This window comes from Pseudomonas sp. nanlin1, assembly GCF_045571515.1.
Classification (GTDB): Bacteria; Pseudomonadota; Gammaproteobacteria; order Pseudomonadales; family Pseudomonadaceae; genus Aquipseudomonas.
The window spans coordinates 4,283,850-4,302,269 of the sequence record NZ_CP124218.1; the positions used below are offsets into that span (position 1 = coordinate 4,283,850).

The window sequence follows — 18,420 nt, forward strand, 5'->3', positions numbered from 1 at the left end:
TCGGCACGCTAGCCAGCCAGCGGAAAGCAAACTGATAGATGTAAGATAATTCGATGAAACCCTGGCGACACTGGCGCCAGATCGCCCGCCCTGAAAAACCGAAGGCCCGCTGCACAGACTGTGCAGCGGGCCTTGATCAATAACGCCAGCGCGTGCCGATTATTTGCCTTCGAGTAGTGCGCGAAGCATCCATGCGGTCTTTTCGTGAACCTGCATGCGCTGGGTCAACAGGTCGGCGGTCGGCTCATCGCTGACTTTGTCGAGCAGCGGGAAGATGCTGCGCGCGGTACGCGTCACGGCTTCCTGGCCTTCGACCAGTTGCTTGATCATTTCTTCGGCGGCCGGCACGCCCTCTTCTTCCTTGATGGAAGACAGGCGCGCATAAGTGGAGTAAGTGCCCGGCGCCGGGAAACCCAGCGCACGGATACGCTCGGCGATCAGGTCGACCGCAAGCGCCAGCTCGTTGTATTGCTCTTCGAACATCAAGTGCAGGGTGCGGAAAGCCGGGCCCGTGACGTTCCAATGGAAATTGTGGGTCTTGAGGTAAAGCACGTAGGTGTCCGAGAGCAAACGGGAGAGGCCGTCCACGATCGATTTACGATCCTCTTCGCTGATGCCGATATCAATTGCCATGGAAATTCCCTTGTGTGGATAGTGTCGTCACCTAAAGGTGTAAGTGAACTCTACCAAGAGTCGATCGGTAAAAGAACCGCACCGCGCAGGCCTCTTACACAACCACTGATCGTGCCCTAAGCACTTGATTTGAGAAGCCTAGCGCTTTGCTGTTAAATAGCAGAGGTGCCGCCAGGCCCATCTGTCAGGTACTGGCGCATAGGCAGGCCGCCCTACGTGATCACCGCTTCACTTCATAATTTGCAAGCGAACCGTGGGGCACCCGCTCTTCCTTGGTGTTCCGTCTAAACGTGAGTCAATAAAATGTTGAAAATAGTCCATCTGCTAACGGGCGCCGCCGCCCTGCTGCTGTCGTTCATACCTAGCCTGCGGGCCGAAGCCGCCCCTTACCTGCAACAACCCGATGCCATTTACCTGGCATTTTTCGGCTTGCTCAACCTGCTGCTGGCGCCGGTGATCCCGTATTGGAACAAGGGCCCCCGTCACCAGTTGCAAAACCTGGTCAGTGCGTTACTGGTATTGGCCGTTGTGTTGCAAACCCTCACCCTGTTGGCGCCTATGCCGGTGGTCGCCGACCAGCCGGCCGTGTTGCTGGGCTTGAGCTGCGCCCTGCTGGCGGTCGTAGTGCATTTGGCGATTGCCTTCATCAAACTGTCCCCGGCCCCGGCCAGCCAATCCTACGACATGACCAACCGCGATACCGGCACAGTAAAGTGGTTTAACACCTCGAAAGGTTTCGGCTTTATTTCCCGAGACTCGGGCGACGATATCTTCGTACACTTTCGTGCCATTCGGGGTGAAGGCCATCGGGTATTGGTCGAAGGCCAACGGGTTGAGTTTTCGGTGATGAACCGCGACAAAGGCCTGCAAGCCGAAGACGTGATCGCGGCATCCCCCCGCCGCTAAGCCACACGTCATAAAAAACCGCGAGCTGCCTGGCTCGCGGTTTTTTTTGGCCCTTAATAATGGGGCGGTGGGGCTTCTTCTTCGCTGCTTTCAAATTGCCCTAATAATTCCTCGTGGCGTTTGAGCATGGCCGCCATCTGCAATTGCAGGCGGTCTACTACCCGCTGCTGTTGCACCAGCACATCGTTCAAGGCTTGTAAGGTGTCATCCTGAAACGCCAAACGGCTTTCAAGTTCGTTTACGCGGCCTTCAAGCTCCATCACAGCCCCTCCACAAAGGTAAAGTCCGCGCCCAGCCTGCCTTGCAAGCGGGCCCGAATAGCCGCTACTTGCTCGGCAGCATAGGGCACTGCCGCCACTCGCCCCCACACCGGGGCGGGCCAGGCTACATCGGTACGGTGGCGCACGATGACATGCATATGCAGTTGGCTGACCACATTGCCCAGGGTGGCGACGTTCATTTTATCCGCGCTAAACACCTCGGCCAACGCCTGGGCCAGGCCGTGGGTTTCTTGCCAGAGTTGCGCCTGGTCGGCTTCGGCCAGCTGAAATAACTCGCTGATATCGGCGCGTCGCGGCACCAGAATAAACCAAGGGTAATTCGCGTCATTGCTAAGCAATAACCGGCTTAATGGAAAATCACCCATGACCAAGGTGTCGTTTTGAAGACGCGAATCGAGAGAAAACACCAGAGCCCTCCAGCCATGACTTAATGATGGTTTGGCCACACATTGGGCCCCTTGCCAAAGGATACGCCCATGCCAGCCTCGAGGCACCTGCCATGGCGTTGCCCTGACCTAAGCGAATGCACGATTTAGGCACACATTGCATTTTTTCTGCCCGAATTCGGGCAGCTGTGCACCCGGCCACACCCCAAATGCCCCTGAAACGATGTGTATGGCGGGCGTAATCAGACCCGTCGCGGCGAAAATCGCGCAAATTCAAGCGCTACTTTTCGCACCAAAACTGCCGCAAGTGATTGATATCAGTGCGCCACGTATGCAAAAACTACCCAACTTCAAGCTTCTACGGTAACGATTCAGCGGTCTCGGGAATTTTTTGTCGACTCCTCGGTCACCGGCCGCTGCGTGTTTTCAGGCGCTTTAGGCCTAAATTGCGGCGCTCGCGGCGAGCACTGGGTAAAAAGTGAAAATTTTGTGATGACTTGGCACACTTGTGGCATTGATACTCGCCACGCCAGACAGGTCAAGCGGGAGGCGAAACCTGTAGGCAACTAACTAATACGACGCTATCGAGTTCACCGCTTATGTTGCATGGGGTAAGTAAGCGCAGTGGCAGGATGCTCTAGGGATAGCCCGCATACCTTGCTCTTTAGGGCTTTGCCGTAAAGAGTTTGAAAGAAAAATAGCGTAAGTATCACCGTTCAAGGTTGACGTGCTATAAGTTGCGCCGAAACCAAAAAGAAAGAGCCGCCCAGATAAAAAAACCGGTGGGCCGGCAGCAATCTTCCTAAACCAAAGGAGCAAATCACGATGCGCGTGATGAAGTGGAGCATGATCGCACTGGCTGTTACAGCAGGCACCTCGCAACTGGCTATGGCTTCCGCCCAAGACGAATCCAAGGGCTTTATCGACGACAGCAGCCTGAGCCTGAAGCTGCGTGCGCTGTACATGAATCGTGATTTCAAGCATGGCGCTGACAACCCATCCGACGCCCGTAGCGGCTACCGCGAAGAATCCGGCCTCGGCGCGCAGATGTTCTACGAGTCGGGCTTCACCCAAGGCACCGTAGGCTTTGGTGTCGACGCGCTGGCACTGGGCAGCTACCGCTTTGACGGCGGCACCGGCCGCCGCGGCAACGGCCTGTTTGCCGCCGACTCCAATGGCAACCTTGAAACCTCCCAGGCCAAGGGCGGCGCTGCAGTTAAGATGCGCGTTTCCAACACCGTGCTGAAATACGGCAACCAGATCGTTGCCAGCCCGGTTTTCTCGACGGACGACGGTCGTCTCCTTCCAGAAGTTGCAACGGGCTTCTCGGTAGTCAGTAACGAAATTACCGACCTGACCCTGAACGCTGGCCACTTCACCGCGCTGAGTTCTCAGACCGGTATGGGTAACGACAGCATCGGTTATAACGGCAACCAAGGGCTAACCACTGCTGACATCGTCGGCGCAACCTACGCCTTCACGCCTAACCTCTCTGGTACCTTGGCGGCATCCGATATCGAAGACTACTGGAAGCGCCAGTACGCTAACCTGAACTACACGCTCCCGCTGAGCGATGAGCAGGCGCTGAACTTCGACTTCAATGCTTACAAAACCAAAGACCAGGGCAAGAACCTGGGCGGCGAGAACGACAACGTATTCTGGAGCACCGCTGTTGCCTATAGCATCGGCGCTCACAAGTTCACCGCTGGCTATCAGCGCGGCTCAGGTAAAACCGGCTATGGCTATGGCGTAGATGGTAACGCCACCATGTTCCTGAACAACTCCGTTCAGTTCTCCGACTTCGTCGGCGAAGACGAACAGTCGTGGCAGGCTCGCTACGACCTGAACATGAAAACCTATGGCATTCCAGGTCTTAGCTTCATGACCCGTTACGTTTACGGTTATGACATCACCACCACATCGGGCGAGGAAGGCAAAGAGCACGAGTGGGACTTCGAGACCAAATATGTGGTCCAGGAAGGCCCAATCAAAGACATGTCGTTCCGTCTGCGCAGCGCGGTGTGGCGCGCGAGCGGTGGTTATAACACTGACTACGGCTCAGACAACAACGACTTCCGCCTGATCGTAGAATACCCAGTCAGCATCCTCTAACCCGGAATCGCTGTACGGTAGCAAGCCTCGAAAAGCCCGGCCCCGCCGGGCTTTTCTTTACCCGCGCCGCAACCCTCCCGGCAAACCTGTACGTCACCGGAACACCGCCGTACAATGCCCAGCCTCGATAAAATTCAGCAACAGACAACGGTCAACCATGCGCACCAGTCAATATTTGCTCGCCACCCAGAAAGAAATCCCTAACGACGCCGTCGTCATCAGCCATCAACTGATGCTGCGCGCCGGCATGATCCGCAAGCTCGCCTCCGGCCTGTACACCTGGCTGCCGATGGGCCTGCGGGTGATGCGCAAGGTCGAAGCCATCGTGCGCGAGGAAATGGACGCCGCTGGCGCCCTGGAAGTGCTGATGCCGGGCATTCAACCGGCCGAGTTGTGGCAGGAGTCTGGCCGCTGGGAAAAATACGGCCCCGAGTTGTTGCGCCTCAAGGACCGCCACGACCGCGAATTCTGCGCCGGTCCGACCCACGAAGAGGTCATCACCGACCTGGCCCGCAACGAGCTCAACAGCTATAAACAGTTGCCGATCAACCTGTACCAGATTCAAACCAAATTTCGCGATGAAATTCGCCCGCGCTTCGGCTTGATGCGTGGCCGCGAGTTCATCATGAAGGACGCCTACTCCTTCCATGCGACCCAGGCTTCCCTGCAGGAAACCTACGACCGCATGCACCTGGCCTACTGCAATATCTTCACTCGCCTGGGCCTGAACTTTCGCCCGGTAGAAGCCGACAACGGCTCCATCGGTGGCGCCGGGTCCCACGAGTTCCACGTCTTGGCCGAGTCGGGCGAAGACGACATCGCCTTCAGCGATGTGTCCAACTACGCCGCCAATATCGAGAAGGCCGAGGCCATCGCCCGGGAAACCTCGCGCGCCCCAGCCACTGAAGAACTGCGCCTGGTCGACACCCCGAACGCTAAGACCATCGCGCAACTGGTGGAACAGTTCGGCCTGCCGATCGAGAAAACGGTCAAGACCCTCATCGTCCATGCTGCCGAAGCCGGCAAGCTGATTGCCCTGGTTATCCGCGGCGACCACGAACTGAACGAAATCAAGGCGGCCAACCAACCGGCCGTGGCCAACCCGTTGGTTATGGCCAGCGAAGCTGAACTGCGTGACGCCATCGGCGCCGGCGCCGGCTCCCTGGGCCCGCTGAACCTGCCACTGCCGTGCATCATCGACCGCTCCGTGGCGATGATGAGCGACTTCGGCGTAGGCGCCAACATCGACGACAAGCACTACTTCGGCGTGAACTGGGAGCGCGACCTGCCGCTGCCGCAAGTGGCCGACCTGCGTAACGTTGTCGACGGCGACCCAAGCCCCGACGGCCAGGGCACCCTGAGCATCAAGCGCGGCATTGAAGTGGGGCACATCTTCCAGTTGGGCACCCAGTACAGCGAAGCCATGAAGTGCCAGGTGCTGGGCGAAAACGGCAAGCCGGTCACCCTGACCATGGGCTGCTATGGCATTGGCGTGTCCCGCGTGGTGGCTGCGGCCATCGAGCAGAACAACGATGCCGGCGGCATCATCTGGAGCGATGCCCTGGCACCCTTCCAGGTCGCCCTGGTGCCGTTGCGCTATGAAACCGAGCAGGTGCGCGAAGCCACCGATAACCTCTACGCCCAGCTCACCGCCGCCGGTTTTGAAGTGCTGCTGGATGACCGCGACAAGAAAACCAGCCCGGGCATCAAGTTTGCCGACATGGAATTGATCGGCATCCCCCACCGCATCGTGGTCAGCGACCGCGGCCTGGCCGAGGGCAACCTGGAATACAAAGGCCGTACCGAAAGCGACGCTCAGGCGCTGCCGGTGGCTGACGTGCTGTCTTTCCTCCAGGCCCGTATTCGCCGCTGAAATAAAGGTTAGCCAGGGACGATCATGTCGAACCAACGTGTCAAAGGCTCGCGCGGCAAACCGCGCGGGCTTGCTTTAGGCAGCGCCGCCTTGTGCGGCAGCCTGCTGATCAGTGGTTGTGCCAACCACATGTCACAGCGCAGCGAGCATGAAGAGCGGGTAGAACGCAAACTGCTCGACCACAGCCTGCAGATCGATATCGGTGAGCCCAAAGTATTGGAGCTGCCGCAGCGGCGTGTGCGCATCAATGAACAGAAAAACTTCGAAGTGACCGAGTTCGAAGTGACTCGCCACTACGACCGTTACACGCCCTATCAGCCCTGGCGCGAAGTCTACGAGATCCCTCTGGGGCTGGTGGCCATCGTCGGCGGTGTCGGGGCCAATATCGTCAACGTGTTCGCCTTCGGTACCCTGCCCGACAGCGTCACCCGTGACTGGGTCGCGTACGGCTTTGCCGGGGTCAACCCGTTTATGAACGTGCAATCCAACGGCCGCGCTCAGCAAAACCTCGCCGGTATCGACGAGCAACAAAAGGACAAGCGCCTGGAGTACACCAGCTTGCCCTGGAGCGATCGCCCGGTGCAGGTCATGGCCGGGCGCCAGACCCATGAATTGTCCACCGACCGCAATGGCGTGCTGCGGCTTAACCTGCTCGACAGCCCGTTCGCCGAGCAGAACCTGCTCAATGTCGGCACGTTGAAGATCAAAGTCAGCGACGAAGACGCCAATGTCCATGCCGACGCCAGCCTAGCGGTCAGCCGCAGCCTGCGCGGCAAACTAGTGGAAGCCCACAGTTTGATCTTCGACGACCTGGAAGGCGACGAAGTTGGCCAGTGGGTGCATCGCGTCAAACGCCTGTCCGAACTGGGCCTGGAAGAAGAGGCCAGCGAACTGGAACAAAGCTTGATCGAACTCACCCGCAACGACCCCGAGCTGCAAAAGGAATTTCTCAAAGCCCTGGCCAAAGACGCCGGCCGCATCGCCGCCGACCCCTTGTAAAAGGGGCTGGCGCGTGCCACCCATCGGAACACCTGCAGCAATTCACCCGCAGAGCTGGCTAACCGCTACCATGCGTTAACATCACCTTACCGACCGGCTACCCCATGAATTCGTACGACCAGAAACACTTGGAATTGCTGCACGCGATCGAATCGGGCCAATGGCAAGGCATCCCTGAAAGCGACCTGCCCGAACTCAAAGTGTTGGTGGTGTGCCGTTACATCATCATCGGCACCGACGCCGCCGGCCAACCCCAGGTGACACTGCAGCCTGAGGGCGAACAGTACCTGCAACGCCTCTCACAAATCGCCGCCCTGCACCCCGCCTTCGCCCGCGCCAAACCGGCGGCTGCTTTAGCAGAATCTCAAACGTTCAGAAATAACGTAGCTTGAAAGAGATCGGGGGCAAGCCCCCTCCTACGTTCATTGTGATCACGTAGGAGGGGGCTCGCCCCCGAGCTCTATCACCAAAACCGCATTCAATACGTCTCCCCGCAAGGTCTCACCACCAATGTTGGTGCCCTTCCCACGGTCGACATCCAGCCTATTGCCAGCGTGCAGATAAGCCTGCCGATCCCATTGCCAGTGGCCCCTTCAAAGCCTTCCAACTCGCGGCGCGCCCCGCAACACCGCATCCACCAACGCCCTTGCCCCCTCGACCATTTGCAACACCGACCACACCAAACCTGACTACCCATGGCCATTTTCGGTGAGCTCATAGGCGACGTCATACGAACATTTCAGCAATAACGAAGCATGTACCAAAGCGTCTTCGGCATTGATACCGGCCGGGACGGTGAAAAGGGGTTGTTGATTGCTATCGCGCACGCCGAAAGGGATGGCGGCGGTGGTGTTGAGGAAGGGGGTGGTGGGAGGGTCTGGGATAAGTTTGTCCATGGGGTCCATCTCCTTGATTAATGGAGCCAGCACCTCCTGCTGTCAAACGGTAAGGTGGCAGCCATGCGCGGGTTGACAGACCAGGAATCAAGGAACCTGGCGCACCCGAAGATGCCCCGCGCAGAGCTGCCATAAAACGTTTCAAAACGGTCACCTCAGGTGATCGTTATGAAATAGGCAGAGCTAGCGCGCCTCGATGTGTTCGGTCTGTCAAAACCGGCCGCCTTGAGATGGCGACGTCGGCAAAGGTATTCATGGAGTGGCGGTTGCGCAAGAAGATCCTGAGCGCAGAAGACATTTTCAGAATTTTCCTACCGCTGGGTAAATAAATTAACGTTGATAATATAGATAGACAGATAAAGTTATAACTCTACGCTCAAAACAGAAATCAACTCCCTTACCGATAAAAAAGATCTTTTAAACAGCGGTCTCTAAAACCTGGAACTCTAGTCTGATTTTGAAACACCCTGATACTTATACCCCTCAGGAATATCCGGCCATTTCATCGAGTCATCTCCGATCAACTTTTCAAAATCCTCATAAAAATGGTAAAAGAAGTTATACAAATTCATAAACTCAATACGAATCATCATAAGACTCACAAGAACAGCCAACCTGTCACCGTTCTTTTTAGCTTGGATTGCACTTGACAAATGAGCAAAAAGATCAGTTATCATACAAGCATACTCCTCATCCCAATCATAGCTGTAATCGGCATACCAACTACCACCATCAAATTTTTCACCTGACTCCGAAACCATTTCGATTAATAATTTTTTTACTTCTTCAAGTTTATTCATTTAAGCGTACGCCCCTGACCCGATTTAGTTTTCTCTTGGTTTAAAGTGCCATCCAAGTTCAATACCTTTATAAATTTTCCTTGACTATCGAACACCTCCAAATGGTCCTTATGCGCACCATCCAAATAAAACTGATCTCCTTTCCTTAATATCTTACCTATTTTTTCCGTAGCTTGGTAAACGCTCTGACCATGATAGTTTTGAGAGGTTTTCCTCGATGCATCGTACATCTGCTGACCAAATTCCGATCCGCTAAAAAAAAATTTCCATATTTTTCACAGATTCGGAAAAAACAGCCCCAAGAGACGTATCCGCTGTATCCGATGGCGGTAACGTGGTGCTCCATCCACCGGATTCCGTGATCCCACTGCCACCCGTACTCACCGGAGTCAATGGCTGCGAACCCGCGCCAAACCCACCACTTGCCCCATTGACCTGGTCATTAGAGACAACGGGCGTCACCAGCGTCCCATATTTGGGGTCGAGCACGTGAATCGGGAACGTGGTACCAACCAATAAGGTCCACAACTCGGCAGAGAGGCTGCACCGAGTTTGTCGAATTACCGGCGGCTTCCATCAATGAGTTTGCAGCTTGGGAGACAGCCTCTGGGTTGTTACTGGTTGTACCTGCGAGCAGCGCAGCGCCGAGCGCCGAAATTGCAGCGCCGGCACGAACCCTCTGGTAGCCAATTCTGGGTTTTCTTTGCGAGCTGAACGATTTGAGCTTCCGGTGCCTGGCTTTCGACCGTCTCCTGGTGGTTGATCATTTTCCCTAATAGTTTATGTACCAAAGCTTCCCTGGCTTTGTCGTCTCTTTACCCTTCCAACCTGGCTTGGGTCCTGAGTGACCCCGCCGCCGGCCAAGCCCACGCTGCCGCCCACGTTCAGGTAATAACCATGCTCTTTATCTTTACCGACAATATCGCTGTAGCTGAGGGTGCCGGTATCGAGTTTGAGGTTGCCGCTGTCCGACGCAATCACGACGGCGTCAAGTTGGGTATGGTTTTTAGGTGCGGATGTCTAAACGGTCTTTCGCCAAACGACAATAACCTGGGGGAGCATGTTTAGCCTTGAACAGCTCGGGGGCTTGCCCCCGAGCTCTATCGCCAAAACCGCATTCAATACGTCTCCCCGCAAGGTCTCACCACCAATGTAGGTGCCCTTCCCACGGTCGACATCCAGCCTATTGCCAGCGTGCAGATAAGCCTGCCGATCCCATTGCCGGTGGCCCCTTCAAAGCCTTCCAACTCGCGGCGCGCCCCGCAACACCGCATCCACCAACCCCCTCGCCCCCTCGACCATTTGCAACACCGACCACACCAACCAAACCTGACTACCCATGGCCATTTTCGGTGAGCTCATAGGCGACGTCATACGAACATTTCAGCAATAACGAAGCATGCACCAAAGCGTCTTCGGCATTGATATCGGCCGGGACGGTGAAAAGGGGTTGTTGATTGCTATCGCGCACGCCGAAAGGGGTGGCGGCGGTGGTGTTGAGGAAAGGGGGGGGTGGGAGGGTCTGGGATGAGTTTGTCCATGGGGTCCATCTCCTTGATTAATGGAGCCAGCACCTCCTGCTGTCAAACAGTAAGGTGGCAGCCATGCGCGGGTTGACAGACCAGGAATCAAGGAACCTGGCGCACCCGAAGGTGCCCCGCGCAGGGCTGCCATAAAACGTTTCAAAACGGTCACCTCAGGTGATCGTTATGAAATAGGCAGAGCTAGCGCGCCTCGATGTGTTCGGTCTGTCAAAACCGGCCGCCTTGAGATGGCGACGTCGGCAAAGGTATTCATGGAGTGGCGGTTGCGCAAGAAGATCCTGAGCGCAGAAGACACTTTCAGAAATTTCCTACCGCGAACCAAACAAATAAAACGCCTTTGAAAAATACATTTCAAAGAATCAAGACCAGCAGTCTAGTCATATTTGTAATCCTCAGGAATTTCAGGCCACTTCATCGCCTCATCTAGGACTAATCGCTTAAAGTCATCATTCAGATCATAAAAAAAATCGTGCATATCCATAAAGCCAACACAACTTCTAGACAAAGCGACTAGCAACATTAATCGATCACCCCTTTCCTTAGCTTCCGCAGCTCGGGATAAGCTTTCCATCAAAGGTAAAAGTCGGGCAGTATATTCCTCATCCCAGTTTAGTTTGTAGTCAGCATGCCACTCGCCCCCCTTAAACTCCCTACCCGACTCTGAGAAAATCTCGACTAGTAATTTTTTCGCATCTTCTAAACCATTCATTTCAAAATCCTCCCTTCTCCTGCCGCAGTTTTCTTTTCATTAAACGAACCGTCCAAACTTAAAACCTTTACAAACTCCCCTCGCCTATTAAAAACCTCCAAGTGATCCATATGCTGACCATCCAGATAAAATTGATCCCCTTTTCTTAAGCCTGCCACTTTATTCAAAACTTTATAGACTCTCTGCCCTTGAATAATTTGCGACGTTTTCTGGGAAGCATCGTACACCTGTTGACCAAATCCTGGCTTGCCAAAAAACTTCTCCATATTTTCAGCAGATTCGGCGAAAACAGCTCCAAGAGACGTATCCGCTGTATCCGATGGCGTTAACGTGGTGCTCCATCCACCGGATTCCGTGATCCCACTTCCACCCGTACTCACCGGAGTCAATGGCTGCGAACCCGCGCCAAACCCACCACTTGCCCCATTGACCTGGTCATTAGAGACAACGGGCGTCACCAGCGTCCCATATTTGGGGTCGAGCACGTGAATCGGGAACGTGGTACCAACCAATAAAGTCCACAACTCGGCGGAGAGGCTGCACGGAGTTTGTCGATTTACCGGCGGCTTCCATCAACGAGTTTGCAGCTTGGGAGACAGCCTCTGGGTTGTTACTGGTTGTACCTGCGAGTAGCGCAGCGCCGAGCGCCGAAATTGCAGGGCCGGCACGAACCTTTGGGTAGCCAATTCTGGGTTTCCTTTGCGAGCTGAACGATTTGAGCTTCCGGTGCCTGGCTTTCGACCGTCTCCTGGCGGTTGATCATTTTCCCTAATAGTTTATGTACCAAAGCTTCCCTGGCTTTGTCGTCTCTTTACCCTTCCCAACCTGGCTTGGGTCCTGATTGGCCCCGCCACCGGCCAGGCCCACGCTGCCGCCCACGTTCAGGTAATAACCATGCTCTTTATCTTTACCGGCAATATCGCTGTAGCCGAGGGTGCCGGTATCGAGTTTGAGGTTGCCGCTGTCCGACGCAATTACGGCGCCGTCAAGTTGGGTATGGTTTTCGGTGCGGATGTCTAAGCGGTCGTTTCGCTAAACGACGATAACCTGGGGGAGTATGTTTAGCCTTGAACAGCTCGGGGGCAAGACCCCCTCCTACGGGCAGCGACATATCTGATATTTAATTTTGTCGCTGCCCGGAGGGGCCGCCGGGCGGCGCTCCGCTTCAGGCCCCGGTCTTCACAGCCGTCCTCGCCTCAATGCCCCCCAGGATTCCCCCGCAACCACCCCACCTGCCGCTCCAACCCCGGCCACGCCGGCTTATCCGCCGCAAAGCGGGCGCGTAGGTAGGCGGCCAGGTCGCTGATTTGGGTGTCAGACAAGCTGTCTTTGAACGCCGGCATATAGCCGAGGTCGGCCGTGGCCGGGCTGCCGATGCCTTGCAGGATGACCTTGATCAGGTTGTCGGGGCGGTCGCTGTGGACGTTGGTGTTGGTTGCCATCGAAGGGCTCACGCCGAATAGCTCTGGGCCGCCGTCCAGGGCGCTGTGGCAGCCCTGGCAGGCGCCTTCGAAGACGCGGCGGCCGTTGGCCAGGTTGGCTGTGCTGGGGGCTGGCGCTACGGTCGTGCGGGGTGGGGTGTCGCGGGGGGCTTGCAGGCTGCTGAGGTAGTGGGCGATGGCACGGCGATCCGCGTCCGGCAGTGTCGCCAGTTCGCTGACCACCGGGCCCATGGGGCCGGTGGCGACGCCGTGTTCGGCGGAGAAGCCGCGGGTCAGGTAGGTATAGAGCTGATCTTCGCTCCAGGGGTTCGGCCCGCTGGCCAGCCCGGTGAGGGCTGGGGCCTCCCAGCCGTCGACCATGGCGCCGGAGAGGAAGCGGGCACCGCCCTGTTCGGCCCCCAACAGGTTGCGTGGCGAATGGCAGGCGGCGCAGTGGCCGAGGCCGTTGACCAGGTAGCTGCCGCGGTTCCATTGGGCTGTCTGGGCGGGGTCGTCCTGGTACTCGCCCTGTTTGAGAAACAGGCTATTCCAGCCGGCCATCAGTGGGCGCACGTTGTAGGGGAAGTTCATCTGGTTGGCCGGGGGGGTGCTGCGAACCGCCGGTTGCGCCATCAGGTAGGCGTACAGTGCCTGCATGTCGGCGTCTTTGATGTTGCGAAACGCGGTGTAGGGAAAGGCCGGGTACAGGTGTTTGCCGTCGCGGCTGATGCCCTGGCGCATGGCGCGGTCGAACGCGGTGAATGACCAGTTGCCGATGCCGGTCTCGGCGTCGGGGGTGATGTTGGTGCTGTACAGCGTGCCGAACGGCGTTTGCATGGCCAGCCCACCGGCATTGGTGACGCCGTCGGCGGCGGTATGGCAGACCGCACAATCGCCAGCGGCTGCCAATTGGCGGCCACGTTCGAGGGTCGCTTCGCTCCAGGTGCCGGCGGGCGGCGCTGCCACGCGGGCGATCTCCAGGCGCCAGGGCATGGCGGTCAAGCCGATGCCCAGGGCTGCGCCAAACAGGCTGGCCAGGCCGCCGAGCCACCACTTGCGGCGCTTACGCTTGGGCGGTGCGGCGTAGGGCGGGCCGGTGGGGTCGAGGGCGGCCTGGGGTTTAAGGCCTTCGAGGGCAGCGAGAATCCGTTCAGCGGTGATGGGCAGTTCGCGAAAGCGGATGCCGGTGGCGTCGAACACCGCGTTGGCGATGGCCGCCGCACTGGGCACCGCGGCCGACTCGCCCGCGCCCAGCGGCGGCTCGCTTTGGCGCGGCATCAGCATGACGTCCACCTGGGGCACTTCGGGGAACGTGAGGATGGGGTAACCGCCCCACTCCTTGCTGGCCACCCGGGATTCCTCGAAGGTGACCTGCTCTTTGAGCACGCGACTGGTGGACTGCAATACGTTGCCGTGGATCTGGTGCTGCACCCCGGCCGGGTTGATCATCATGCCTGCGTCGTGGCCGACCACCACGCGGGTCACGGCCACCTCGCCGGTTTGCTTGTCGATGGCCACGTCGGCCACCCAGGCGGCCCACGCGGCGCCGAAGCCGGGAAACTTACTGTGGATGTAACGCGCGTAGGCGAAGCCGCGGCCGCGTAGCACGCCCTCCTCGGCGGGGGTCTGGCCGGGCTGCGTGTGGGGCGTCCACTGGGCGCGTTCGGCGGTGGCGCGGACTAATTCGGCGGCACGCTCGTCGGGCAGGTAACGCAAGCGGTACTCCACCGGATCGACGCCCGCGGCATGGGCCAACTCGTCGATATACGACTCATGGGCGAACACGTTGGGCAGCGCCGACACGCCGCGCAGCCAGGAGGCGCGCACGATCGGTGCCATGTCCTCGATGCTGACCCGCAGCTGCGGGTAACTGTAGTGCGGCACCGCCGTGCGGTCGCCCATCTCGAAGGCCACCGGCACCGGCTCGACTCGACCCGTGAGCAGCAAGGCCAGAGTTGGCGCGCCGTTGGACGGGTAACGGGTGCGAAAGTCGTACACGGCCAAATCACCGGCCGCGTCGATGCCGCCGTCGACCTCCATCAACTGCGCGGTGCCCTTGGGCTCCCAAGCGTGCTCCTGTTCGCGGGTCAACTGCACCCGCACCGGCTTGCCCACGGCTCGTGACAACAGCAGCGCATCGGCGCACACGTCATCGGCGCAGTTGCGCCCGTAGCAACCGGCCGCCTCCATGCGAATGATCTCGATAAGCTTCTCATCGCACTCCAGTAGCCAGCCTAAGTCTGCCTGCAGCGCGTGGGGGTTTTGCGTGCCGGACCAGACGCGGCTGCCTGCCGGGTGGTAATCGGCCACTGCGCAGGCCGGGCCGATGGACGCGTGCAGTTGATAGGGCCACAGGTAGCGCCGGGTTAGGCGCACCGGCACAGATACCAGGGCAGCGTCGACGCCGCCGGTGTCGTGCACCACTCGTTCGATGGATGGGTTGTCGCGCAGGGCTTGCTCAATGTCACTCAGGTCCGGCAGGTGCTGTTGCCAGGGCTTCCAGTGCACCACCAGTTCGCGGGCGGCCTTGATCGCCTGCTCTTCGCGCTCGGCCACCACGCCGATAAAATCGCCGAGCACCACCACTTCGACCACGCCGGGGATATGCGCGATGGAGTCGCGTTCTACGCTGATCAGGCTGCTGCCGACGAACGCGCCGGTGTCGTAGCCATCGTAGGGCGGGCGTACCACCCGGCCGTGGAGCATGTCGGGTACGCGCATGTCGTGGACAAAGGTCTGCTCGCCCGTGGCCTTGCCGGGGATGTCGACCCGCGCCGAGCTTTGCCCGACCAACTTGTAGTCGGCGACGTCCTTCAAGGGCGCGGCGCCGCTGATGGTCAGCTCGATGTGCTGGCCGGCGATCAGCTCGGCATAGCTCAATGAACGGCCGTCGCTGCAGCGGATGACCCCGGCCTGAATACTCAACGCCTCGCTGCCCAAGCGCTGCGCCGCTGCGGCCAGCAGCCAACGGCGCGCCTCGGCGGCGGCGTGGCGCAGGGGTACGGCGGAAATCTGCAGCGTGGCACTGGCGATGGTCGCCCCCTGGTTCGGCGCCCGCGCGGTGTCGCCCAACACCACCTGAAGCTGCTCCAGGTGCAGGTCCAGCTCTTCGGCAACGATTTGCCCCAGGGCGGTCTGGATACCGGTGCCTAGGTCGACGTGGCCGTTGAAGGCGTAGTATTCGCCGCTGTCGCACAGGGCGATGAACAGGCCGAGCTCTTTGGGTTTAAGCACCGGCGCTTTGCCCTTGGGCACCAGCCCTGGCGGCGGTTGTACGCTGTCCAGCACCAGCAGCACGCCGTTGCGCGCCAGCAGCTCGGCTTGGGTCGGCCGCGCCGGTGGGGTCGATGAATCATGCATCGCAGGGGCTCTCTCGGCAAAGCTCAACGGCGCGGCGCACCGCCGCGAGGATTTCCAGATGGGTCCCGCAGCGGCACAAATTGGCGGACAAGGCGCGGCGGATCTGCTCTTCGGTCGGGGTCGGGTTGCGGTCGAGCAAAGCCTTGGTGGTCATGATCATGCCGTTCAGGCAATAACCGCATTGGGCCGCCTGGGCCTCGATAAAAGCGCGTTGGACCGGGTGTAGATTGGCGCGACTGCCCAGCCCTTCAAGGGTGGTGATCCGCCGCCCGGCCATGCCACTGAGGGGTAAAACACAGGAGCGCGCGGCCTTGCCATCGACGATGACCGTACAGGCCCCGCATTCGCCCAGGCCGCAGCCGTACTTCGGGCTGTTGAGTTGCAGGTCGTTGCGCAACACCAGCAGCAGCGGGGTGTCTGGCATGGCGGTGCAGGTCACGGCCTGACCGTTGACCGTGCAGGAAATGCTTGCCGCGTCTGGGCTCGCCAGGGGTTTGATCATGTCTTGGCTCTTGAACTCAGGGTCATCGTTACCTGAACAGCAAGAGCGATGCCAGCTTTGTGCGAGGGGCCTATGGCTCAGGGTCGTCGAGCATTTTTCGCAACAGGAAGGTCATGGCCACGCGCTCGCCAGGGTTGAGGTTGCTGAGGGTCAACTCGCTGATCTGCTGGGCTTTGGGCAAGGTCTGCTCGGCGGCTGCACGGCCGCTGGGGGACAGGTGCACGATGACTTTGCGTTTGTCTTGCGGGTCATGCCCTAAGCTCACCAGCTCACGCGCTTTGAGGCGCTCGACGATGCCGCGGATGGTCGCCTGATCCACCGCCGTCACCGCGACCAACTGGGTCAGGGACGAAGGGCCATTGTCGCGCAAGGCGCAGAGGGTGATGAATTGCACCGCCGTCAGCTGCGCCTGGCCGACATTCTGCTGGAAAATTGCCAGGTGCCGTTGATAGGCCTTGCGCAGCAGATGGCCGATTTGATCAGAGAAAACGTAGGGCTCGGGGGGCAGGCTCATGGCGGGTTAGCGGCTCGAATAAGGGTGACGAAAGCTTTAAAGATACCCCAGGCGAGCCCTCGATCCTATGTGCAAGATCGAGGCTCAAGAGCGACGCGCCGGCACTTTACGTACCGCACCTAGCGCACGATCGACGCCTCGGGGGCGACCACATCCCCGGCCAGCACCACGGCCTGATCGTCCAGGTAGATATCGCAGTGACGCAAGGGGATGTCCATGTGGCAAGGGGTTTTGCGCTTACCGCCGACCTCGGTATTGGGGCCGGTGGAAAACAAAAAGTTGCCATAGAAGGCGCGGGCGTCCATGCACATGCCGTCGTTCTTGTCGTGCAGGCCCATGGCGGTCCATTGCGCCCGTGGCTGCAAGCCCCAACCAATGTGGGAGATGCCATACACCTCGGGGTCTTTGAAGTATTTCATGTAGTCGCGCAGGTACTCGGCCTCGAAGCCCCCGTGAATACCGGTGATAAAGCCTTTGTCGATTTCCAGGGTGATGCGCTCGCGGCAGTAGGTCTTGAACGGCAACAGAATATCGCCGACGTCCAGCACCAGCACGCCTTCGGCGGTTTCCTCATTCGGCCAGGTGAACAGAAAGCCGCTGGGCCAGTGATCCCAACGCCCCGGCTGATCGACAAAGCCGTACTCAGTCACCGCCGGATACTGGCCCAGAGCAGCGCGAAAATCGCTGCCGGCGGCTGAGCGGACGCTAAAGGTGCGGGCGCTCTTGAGCAGCGCTTCAGCTGCCATCACGCGCACTTTATCGGCCTCGGTGGGCAGCATGCGGGCCAGCACTTCGGGCGGCTCGACGGCCAACAGGATGCGCGTGCCGGTCTTGAGGATCTGCTCCTGCTCCGGGGAATGCAGCAGCATCATGGTGTCGATGACCAGGTCGGCGGCCTCCAACGCCCGCTGCGCGGCCAGGTTGCCGGTCAGTGCGGTGTCGCCACAGTAGGCGGTCATGTCGTTACCCATGGCCACCTGCGCATTGAACGAGGGTAGCTCCACGGCATACACCTGGGCGCCCAGGCGCTGCGCCGCTTCGGTGGCAGCCCGCACGGTGCGCGGGTTGGAATAATGGGACTTGAGCACTGCCACGCTTTGGCTGGCGTCGACCTTGGACAACTTGAGCACGTGCTCGAACATCTGGGTCAATTCGACATCGCTGACGGCCATGGTGTTTTCCTCTCTGAAGTCATCGGGGAACTGCACCATCAGGGCGCAACAGGCGCCTAAACGGTGCAACAAATAATACGTATACACTACAAAAACGCTAATTACCGAAACGCTAAGGTTGCGCCTGTGACCACCCTTGCAATGCCTAAGCCAACCATAATTACCGCTTCGGCGGCCAATTCAATCGGCTTATATAGGTGCAGACGCGATGTCCGGGCGAGTCATGCGCCGATTCAGGCACGCTCTTCGCATCAGTAATAAATAGCGTATACGCTTTATTATTGCCACGATTCTCGGCTTGCGAGATCGGCC

General features: G+C 58.8%; 17 protein-coding genes and 2 pseudogenes. 5 read left to right on the forward strand and 14 right to left on the reverse strand.

From position 1 onward, the window contains the following. Positions 1-159 precede the first annotated feature (159 nt). Complete coding sequence (locus QCL65_RS19750; RefSeq protein ID WP_407311731.1) at positions 160-633, reverse strand: Dps family protein; 474 nt, start codon at positions 631-633, stop codon at positions 160-162. A gap of 303 nt (positions 634-936) precedes the next feature. On the opposite strand from QCL65_RS19750, the gene QCL65_RS19755 reads away from it, so the two are divergent. Beyond that, positions 937-1,539, forward strand: a complete 603-nt coding sequence (locus QCL65_RS19755) for a cold shock domain-containing protein membrane protein (RefSeq protein ID WP_407311733.1) — start codon at positions 937-939, stop codon at positions 1,537-1,539. Positions 1,540-1,592: 53 nt separating this feature from the next. Here QCL65_RS19755 and QCL65_RS19760 read toward each other — a convergent pair whose 3' ends face one another. Together QCL65_RS19760 and QCL65_RS19765 are read right to left on the reverse strand one after the other, a co-directional pair. Further along, positions 1,593-1,799, reverse strand: a complete 207-nt coding sequence (locus QCL65_RS19760) for a SlyX family protein (RefSeq protein WP_407311735.1) — start codon at positions 1,797-1,799, stop codon at positions 1,593-1,595. After that, positions 1,799-2,227 (reverse strand): HIT domain-containing protein, encoded by a 429-nt coding sequence (locus QCL65_RS19765; RefSeq protein ID WP_407311737.1) that lies wholly within the window; start codon positions 2,225-2,227, stop codon positions 1,799-1,801. The genes QCL65_RS19760 and QCL65_RS19765 overlap by 1 nt, the downstream gene beginning before the upstream one ends. 804 nt (positions 2,228-3,031) lie before the next feature. On the opposite strand from QCL65_RS19765, the gene QCL65_RS19770 reads away from it, so the two are divergent. The 4 genes from QCL65_RS19770 (at position 3,032) to QCL65_RS19785 (ending at position 7,582) form a co-directional block, all read left to right on the forward strand. After that, positions 3,032-4,318, forward strand: a complete 1,287-nt coding sequence (locus QCL65_RS19770; protein ID WP_407311739.1) for an OprD family porin — start codon at positions 3,032-3,034, stop codon at positions 4,316-4,318. 157 nt (positions 4,319-4,475) lie between these two features. After that, positions 4,476-6,191, forward strand: coding sequence for a proline--tRNA ligase (locus QCL65_RS19775; RefSeq protein WP_407311741.1), 1,716 nt, complete (start codon positions 4,476-4,478; stop codon positions 6,189-6,191). 24 nt (positions 6,192-6,215) lie between these two features. Further along, positions 6,216-7,190, forward strand: a complete 975-nt coding sequence (locus QCL65_RS19780) for a hypothetical protein (protein ID WP_407311743.1) — start codon at positions 6,216-6,218, stop codon at positions 7,188-7,190. Positions 7,191-7,294: 104 nt separating this feature from the next. Beyond that, on the forward strand, positions 7,295-7,582 hold the full coding sequence (locus QCL65_RS19785; RefSeq protein WP_407311745.1) for a hypothetical protein: 288 nt from the start codon (positions 7,295-7,297) through the stop codon (positions 7,580-7,582). 297 nt (positions 7,583-7,879) lie between these two features. Here the strand turns inward: QCL65_RS19785 and QCL65_RS19790 are convergent, their stop codons facing one another. The 11 genes and pseudogenes from QCL65_RS19790 to QCL65_RS19840 form a co-directional block, all read right to left on the reverse strand. Then, positions 7,880-8,086, reverse strand: a complete 207-nt coding sequence (locus tag QCL65_RS19790; RefSeq protein ID WP_407311747.1) for a DUF3077 domain-containing protein — start codon at positions 8,084-8,086, stop codon at positions 7,880-7,882. A gap of 446 nt (positions 8,087-8,532) precedes the next feature. Further along, positions 8,533-8,886: a hypothetical protein gene (locus tag QCL65_RS19795; RefSeq protein ID WP_407311749.1), complete on the reverse strand. Its 354-nt coding sequence runs from the start codon at positions 8,884-8,886 to the stop codon at positions 8,533-8,535. 780 nt (positions 8,887-9,666) lie between these two features. Beyond that, positions 9,667-9,867, reverse strand: coding sequence for a hypothetical protein (locus QCL65_RS19800; protein ID WP_407311751.1), 201 nt, complete (start codon positions 9,865-9,867; stop codon positions 9,667-9,669). Positions 9,868-10,219: 352 nt separating this feature from the next. Continuing rightward, positions 10,220-10,366 (reverse strand): annotated as a pseudogene (locus tag QCL65_RS19805) (DUF3077 domain-containing protein); the annotation flags it as partial. A 437-nt stretch (positions 10,367-10,803) separates the two neighbouring features. After that, entirely contained in the window at positions 10,804-11,139 is a 336-nt protein-coding gene (locus tag QCL65_RS19810; RefSeq protein ID WP_407311753.1) for a hypothetical protein, read from the reverse strand. After that, positions 11,136-11,624, reverse strand: a complete 489-nt coding sequence (locus QCL65_RS19815) for a hypothetical protein (protein ID WP_407311755.1) — start codon at positions 11,622-11,624, stop codon at positions 11,136-11,138. Before QCL65_RS19815 ends, QCL65_RS19810 begins: the two co-directional genes overlap by 4 nt. A 322-nt stretch (positions 11,625-11,946) precedes the next feature. After that, positions 11,947-12,165: pseudogene (locus tag QCL65_RS19820) on the reverse strand (hypothetical protein); the annotation flags it as partial. 170 nt (positions 12,166-12,335) lie between these two features. Then, positions 12,336-15,920 (reverse strand): molybdopterin cofactor-binding domain-containing protein, encoded by a 3,585-nt coding sequence (locus tag QCL65_RS19825; protein WP_407311757.1) that lies wholly within the window; start codon positions 15,918-15,920, stop codon positions 12,336-12,338. Next, positions 15,913-16,422 (reverse strand): (2Fe-2S)-binding protein, encoded by a 510-nt coding sequence (locus tag QCL65_RS19830; protein WP_407311759.1) that lies wholly within the window; start codon positions 16,420-16,422, stop codon positions 15,913-15,915. Before QCL65_RS19830 ends, QCL65_RS19825 begins: the two co-directional genes overlap by 8 nt. Before the next feature lie 70 nt (positions 16,423-16,492). Continuing rightward, positions 16,493-16,936 (reverse strand): MarR family winged helix-turn-helix transcriptional regulator, encoded by a 444-nt coding sequence (locus QCL65_RS19835; protein ID WP_407311761.1) that lies wholly within the window; start codon positions 16,934-16,936, stop codon positions 16,493-16,495. A 119-nt stretch (positions 16,937-17,055) separates the two neighbouring features. Next, entirely contained in the window at positions 17,056-18,108 is a 1,053-nt protein-coding gene (locus QCL65_RS19840; RefSeq protein WP_407311763.1) for a 2,5-dihydroxypyridine 5,6-dioxygenase, read from the reverse strand. Between the last annotated feature and the right edge of the window lie 312 nt (positions 18,109-18,420).

Excerpts from the sequence above, each read along its gene's own strand:
- QCL65_RS19750 (WP_407311731.1), bottom strand. The coding sequence starts at position 633 with ATGGCAATTGATATCGGCATCAGCGAAGAGGATCGTAAATCGATCGTG.
- QCL65_RS19755 (WP_407311733.1), top strand. The coding sequence starts at position 937 with ATGTTGAAAATAGTCCATCTGCTAACGGGCGCCGCCGCCCTGCTGCTG.
- QCL65_RS19760 (WP_407311735.1), bottom strand. The coding sequence starts at position 1,799 with ATGGAGCTTGAAGGCCGCGTAAACGAACTTGAAAGCCGTTTGGCGTTT.
- QCL65_RS19770 (WP_407311739.1), top strand. The coding sequence starts at position 3,032 with ATGCGCGTGATGAAGTGGAGCATGATCGCACTGGCTGTTACAGCAGGC.
- QCL65_RS19775 (WP_407311741.1), top strand. The coding sequence starts at position 4,476 with ATGCGCACCAGTCAATATTTGCTCGCCACCCAGAAAGAAATCCCTAAC.
- QCL65_RS19780 (WP_407311743.1), top strand. The coding sequence starts at position 6,216 with ATGTCGAACCAACGTGTCAAAGGCTCGCGCGGCAAACCGCGCGGGCTT.
- QCL65_RS19785 (WP_407311745.1), top strand. The coding sequence starts at position 7,295 with ATGAATTCGTACGACCAGAAACACTTGGAATTGCTGCACGCGATCGAA.
- QCL65_RS19790 (WP_407311747.1), bottom strand. The coding sequence starts at position 8,086 with ATGGACAAACTTATCCCAGACCCTCCCACCACCCCCTTCCTCAACACC.
- QCL65_RS19795 (WP_407311749.1), bottom strand. The coding sequence starts at position 8,886 with ATGAATAAACTTGAAGAAGTAAAAAAATTATTAATCGAAATGGTTTCG.
- QCL65_RS19810 (WP_407311753.1), bottom strand. The coding sequence starts at position 11,139 with ATGAATGGTTTAGAAGATGCGAAAAAATTACTAGTCGAGATTTTCTCA.
- QCL65_RS19825 (WP_407311757.1), bottom strand. The coding sequence starts at position 15,920 with ATGCATGATTCATCGACCCCACCGGCGCGGCCGACCCAAGCCGAGCTG.
- QCL65_RS19830 (WP_407311759.1), bottom strand. The coding sequence starts at position 16,422 with ATGATCAAACCCCTGGCGAGCCCAGACGCGGCAAGCATTTCCTGCACG.
- QCL65_RS19835 (WP_407311761.1), bottom strand. The coding sequence starts at position 16,936 with ATGAGCCTGCCCCCCGAGCCCTACGTTTTCTCTGATCAAATCGGCCAT.
- QCL65_RS19840 (WP_407311763.1), bottom strand. The coding sequence starts at position 18,108 with ATGGCCGTCAGCGATGTCGAATTGACCCAGATGTTCGAGCACGTGCTC.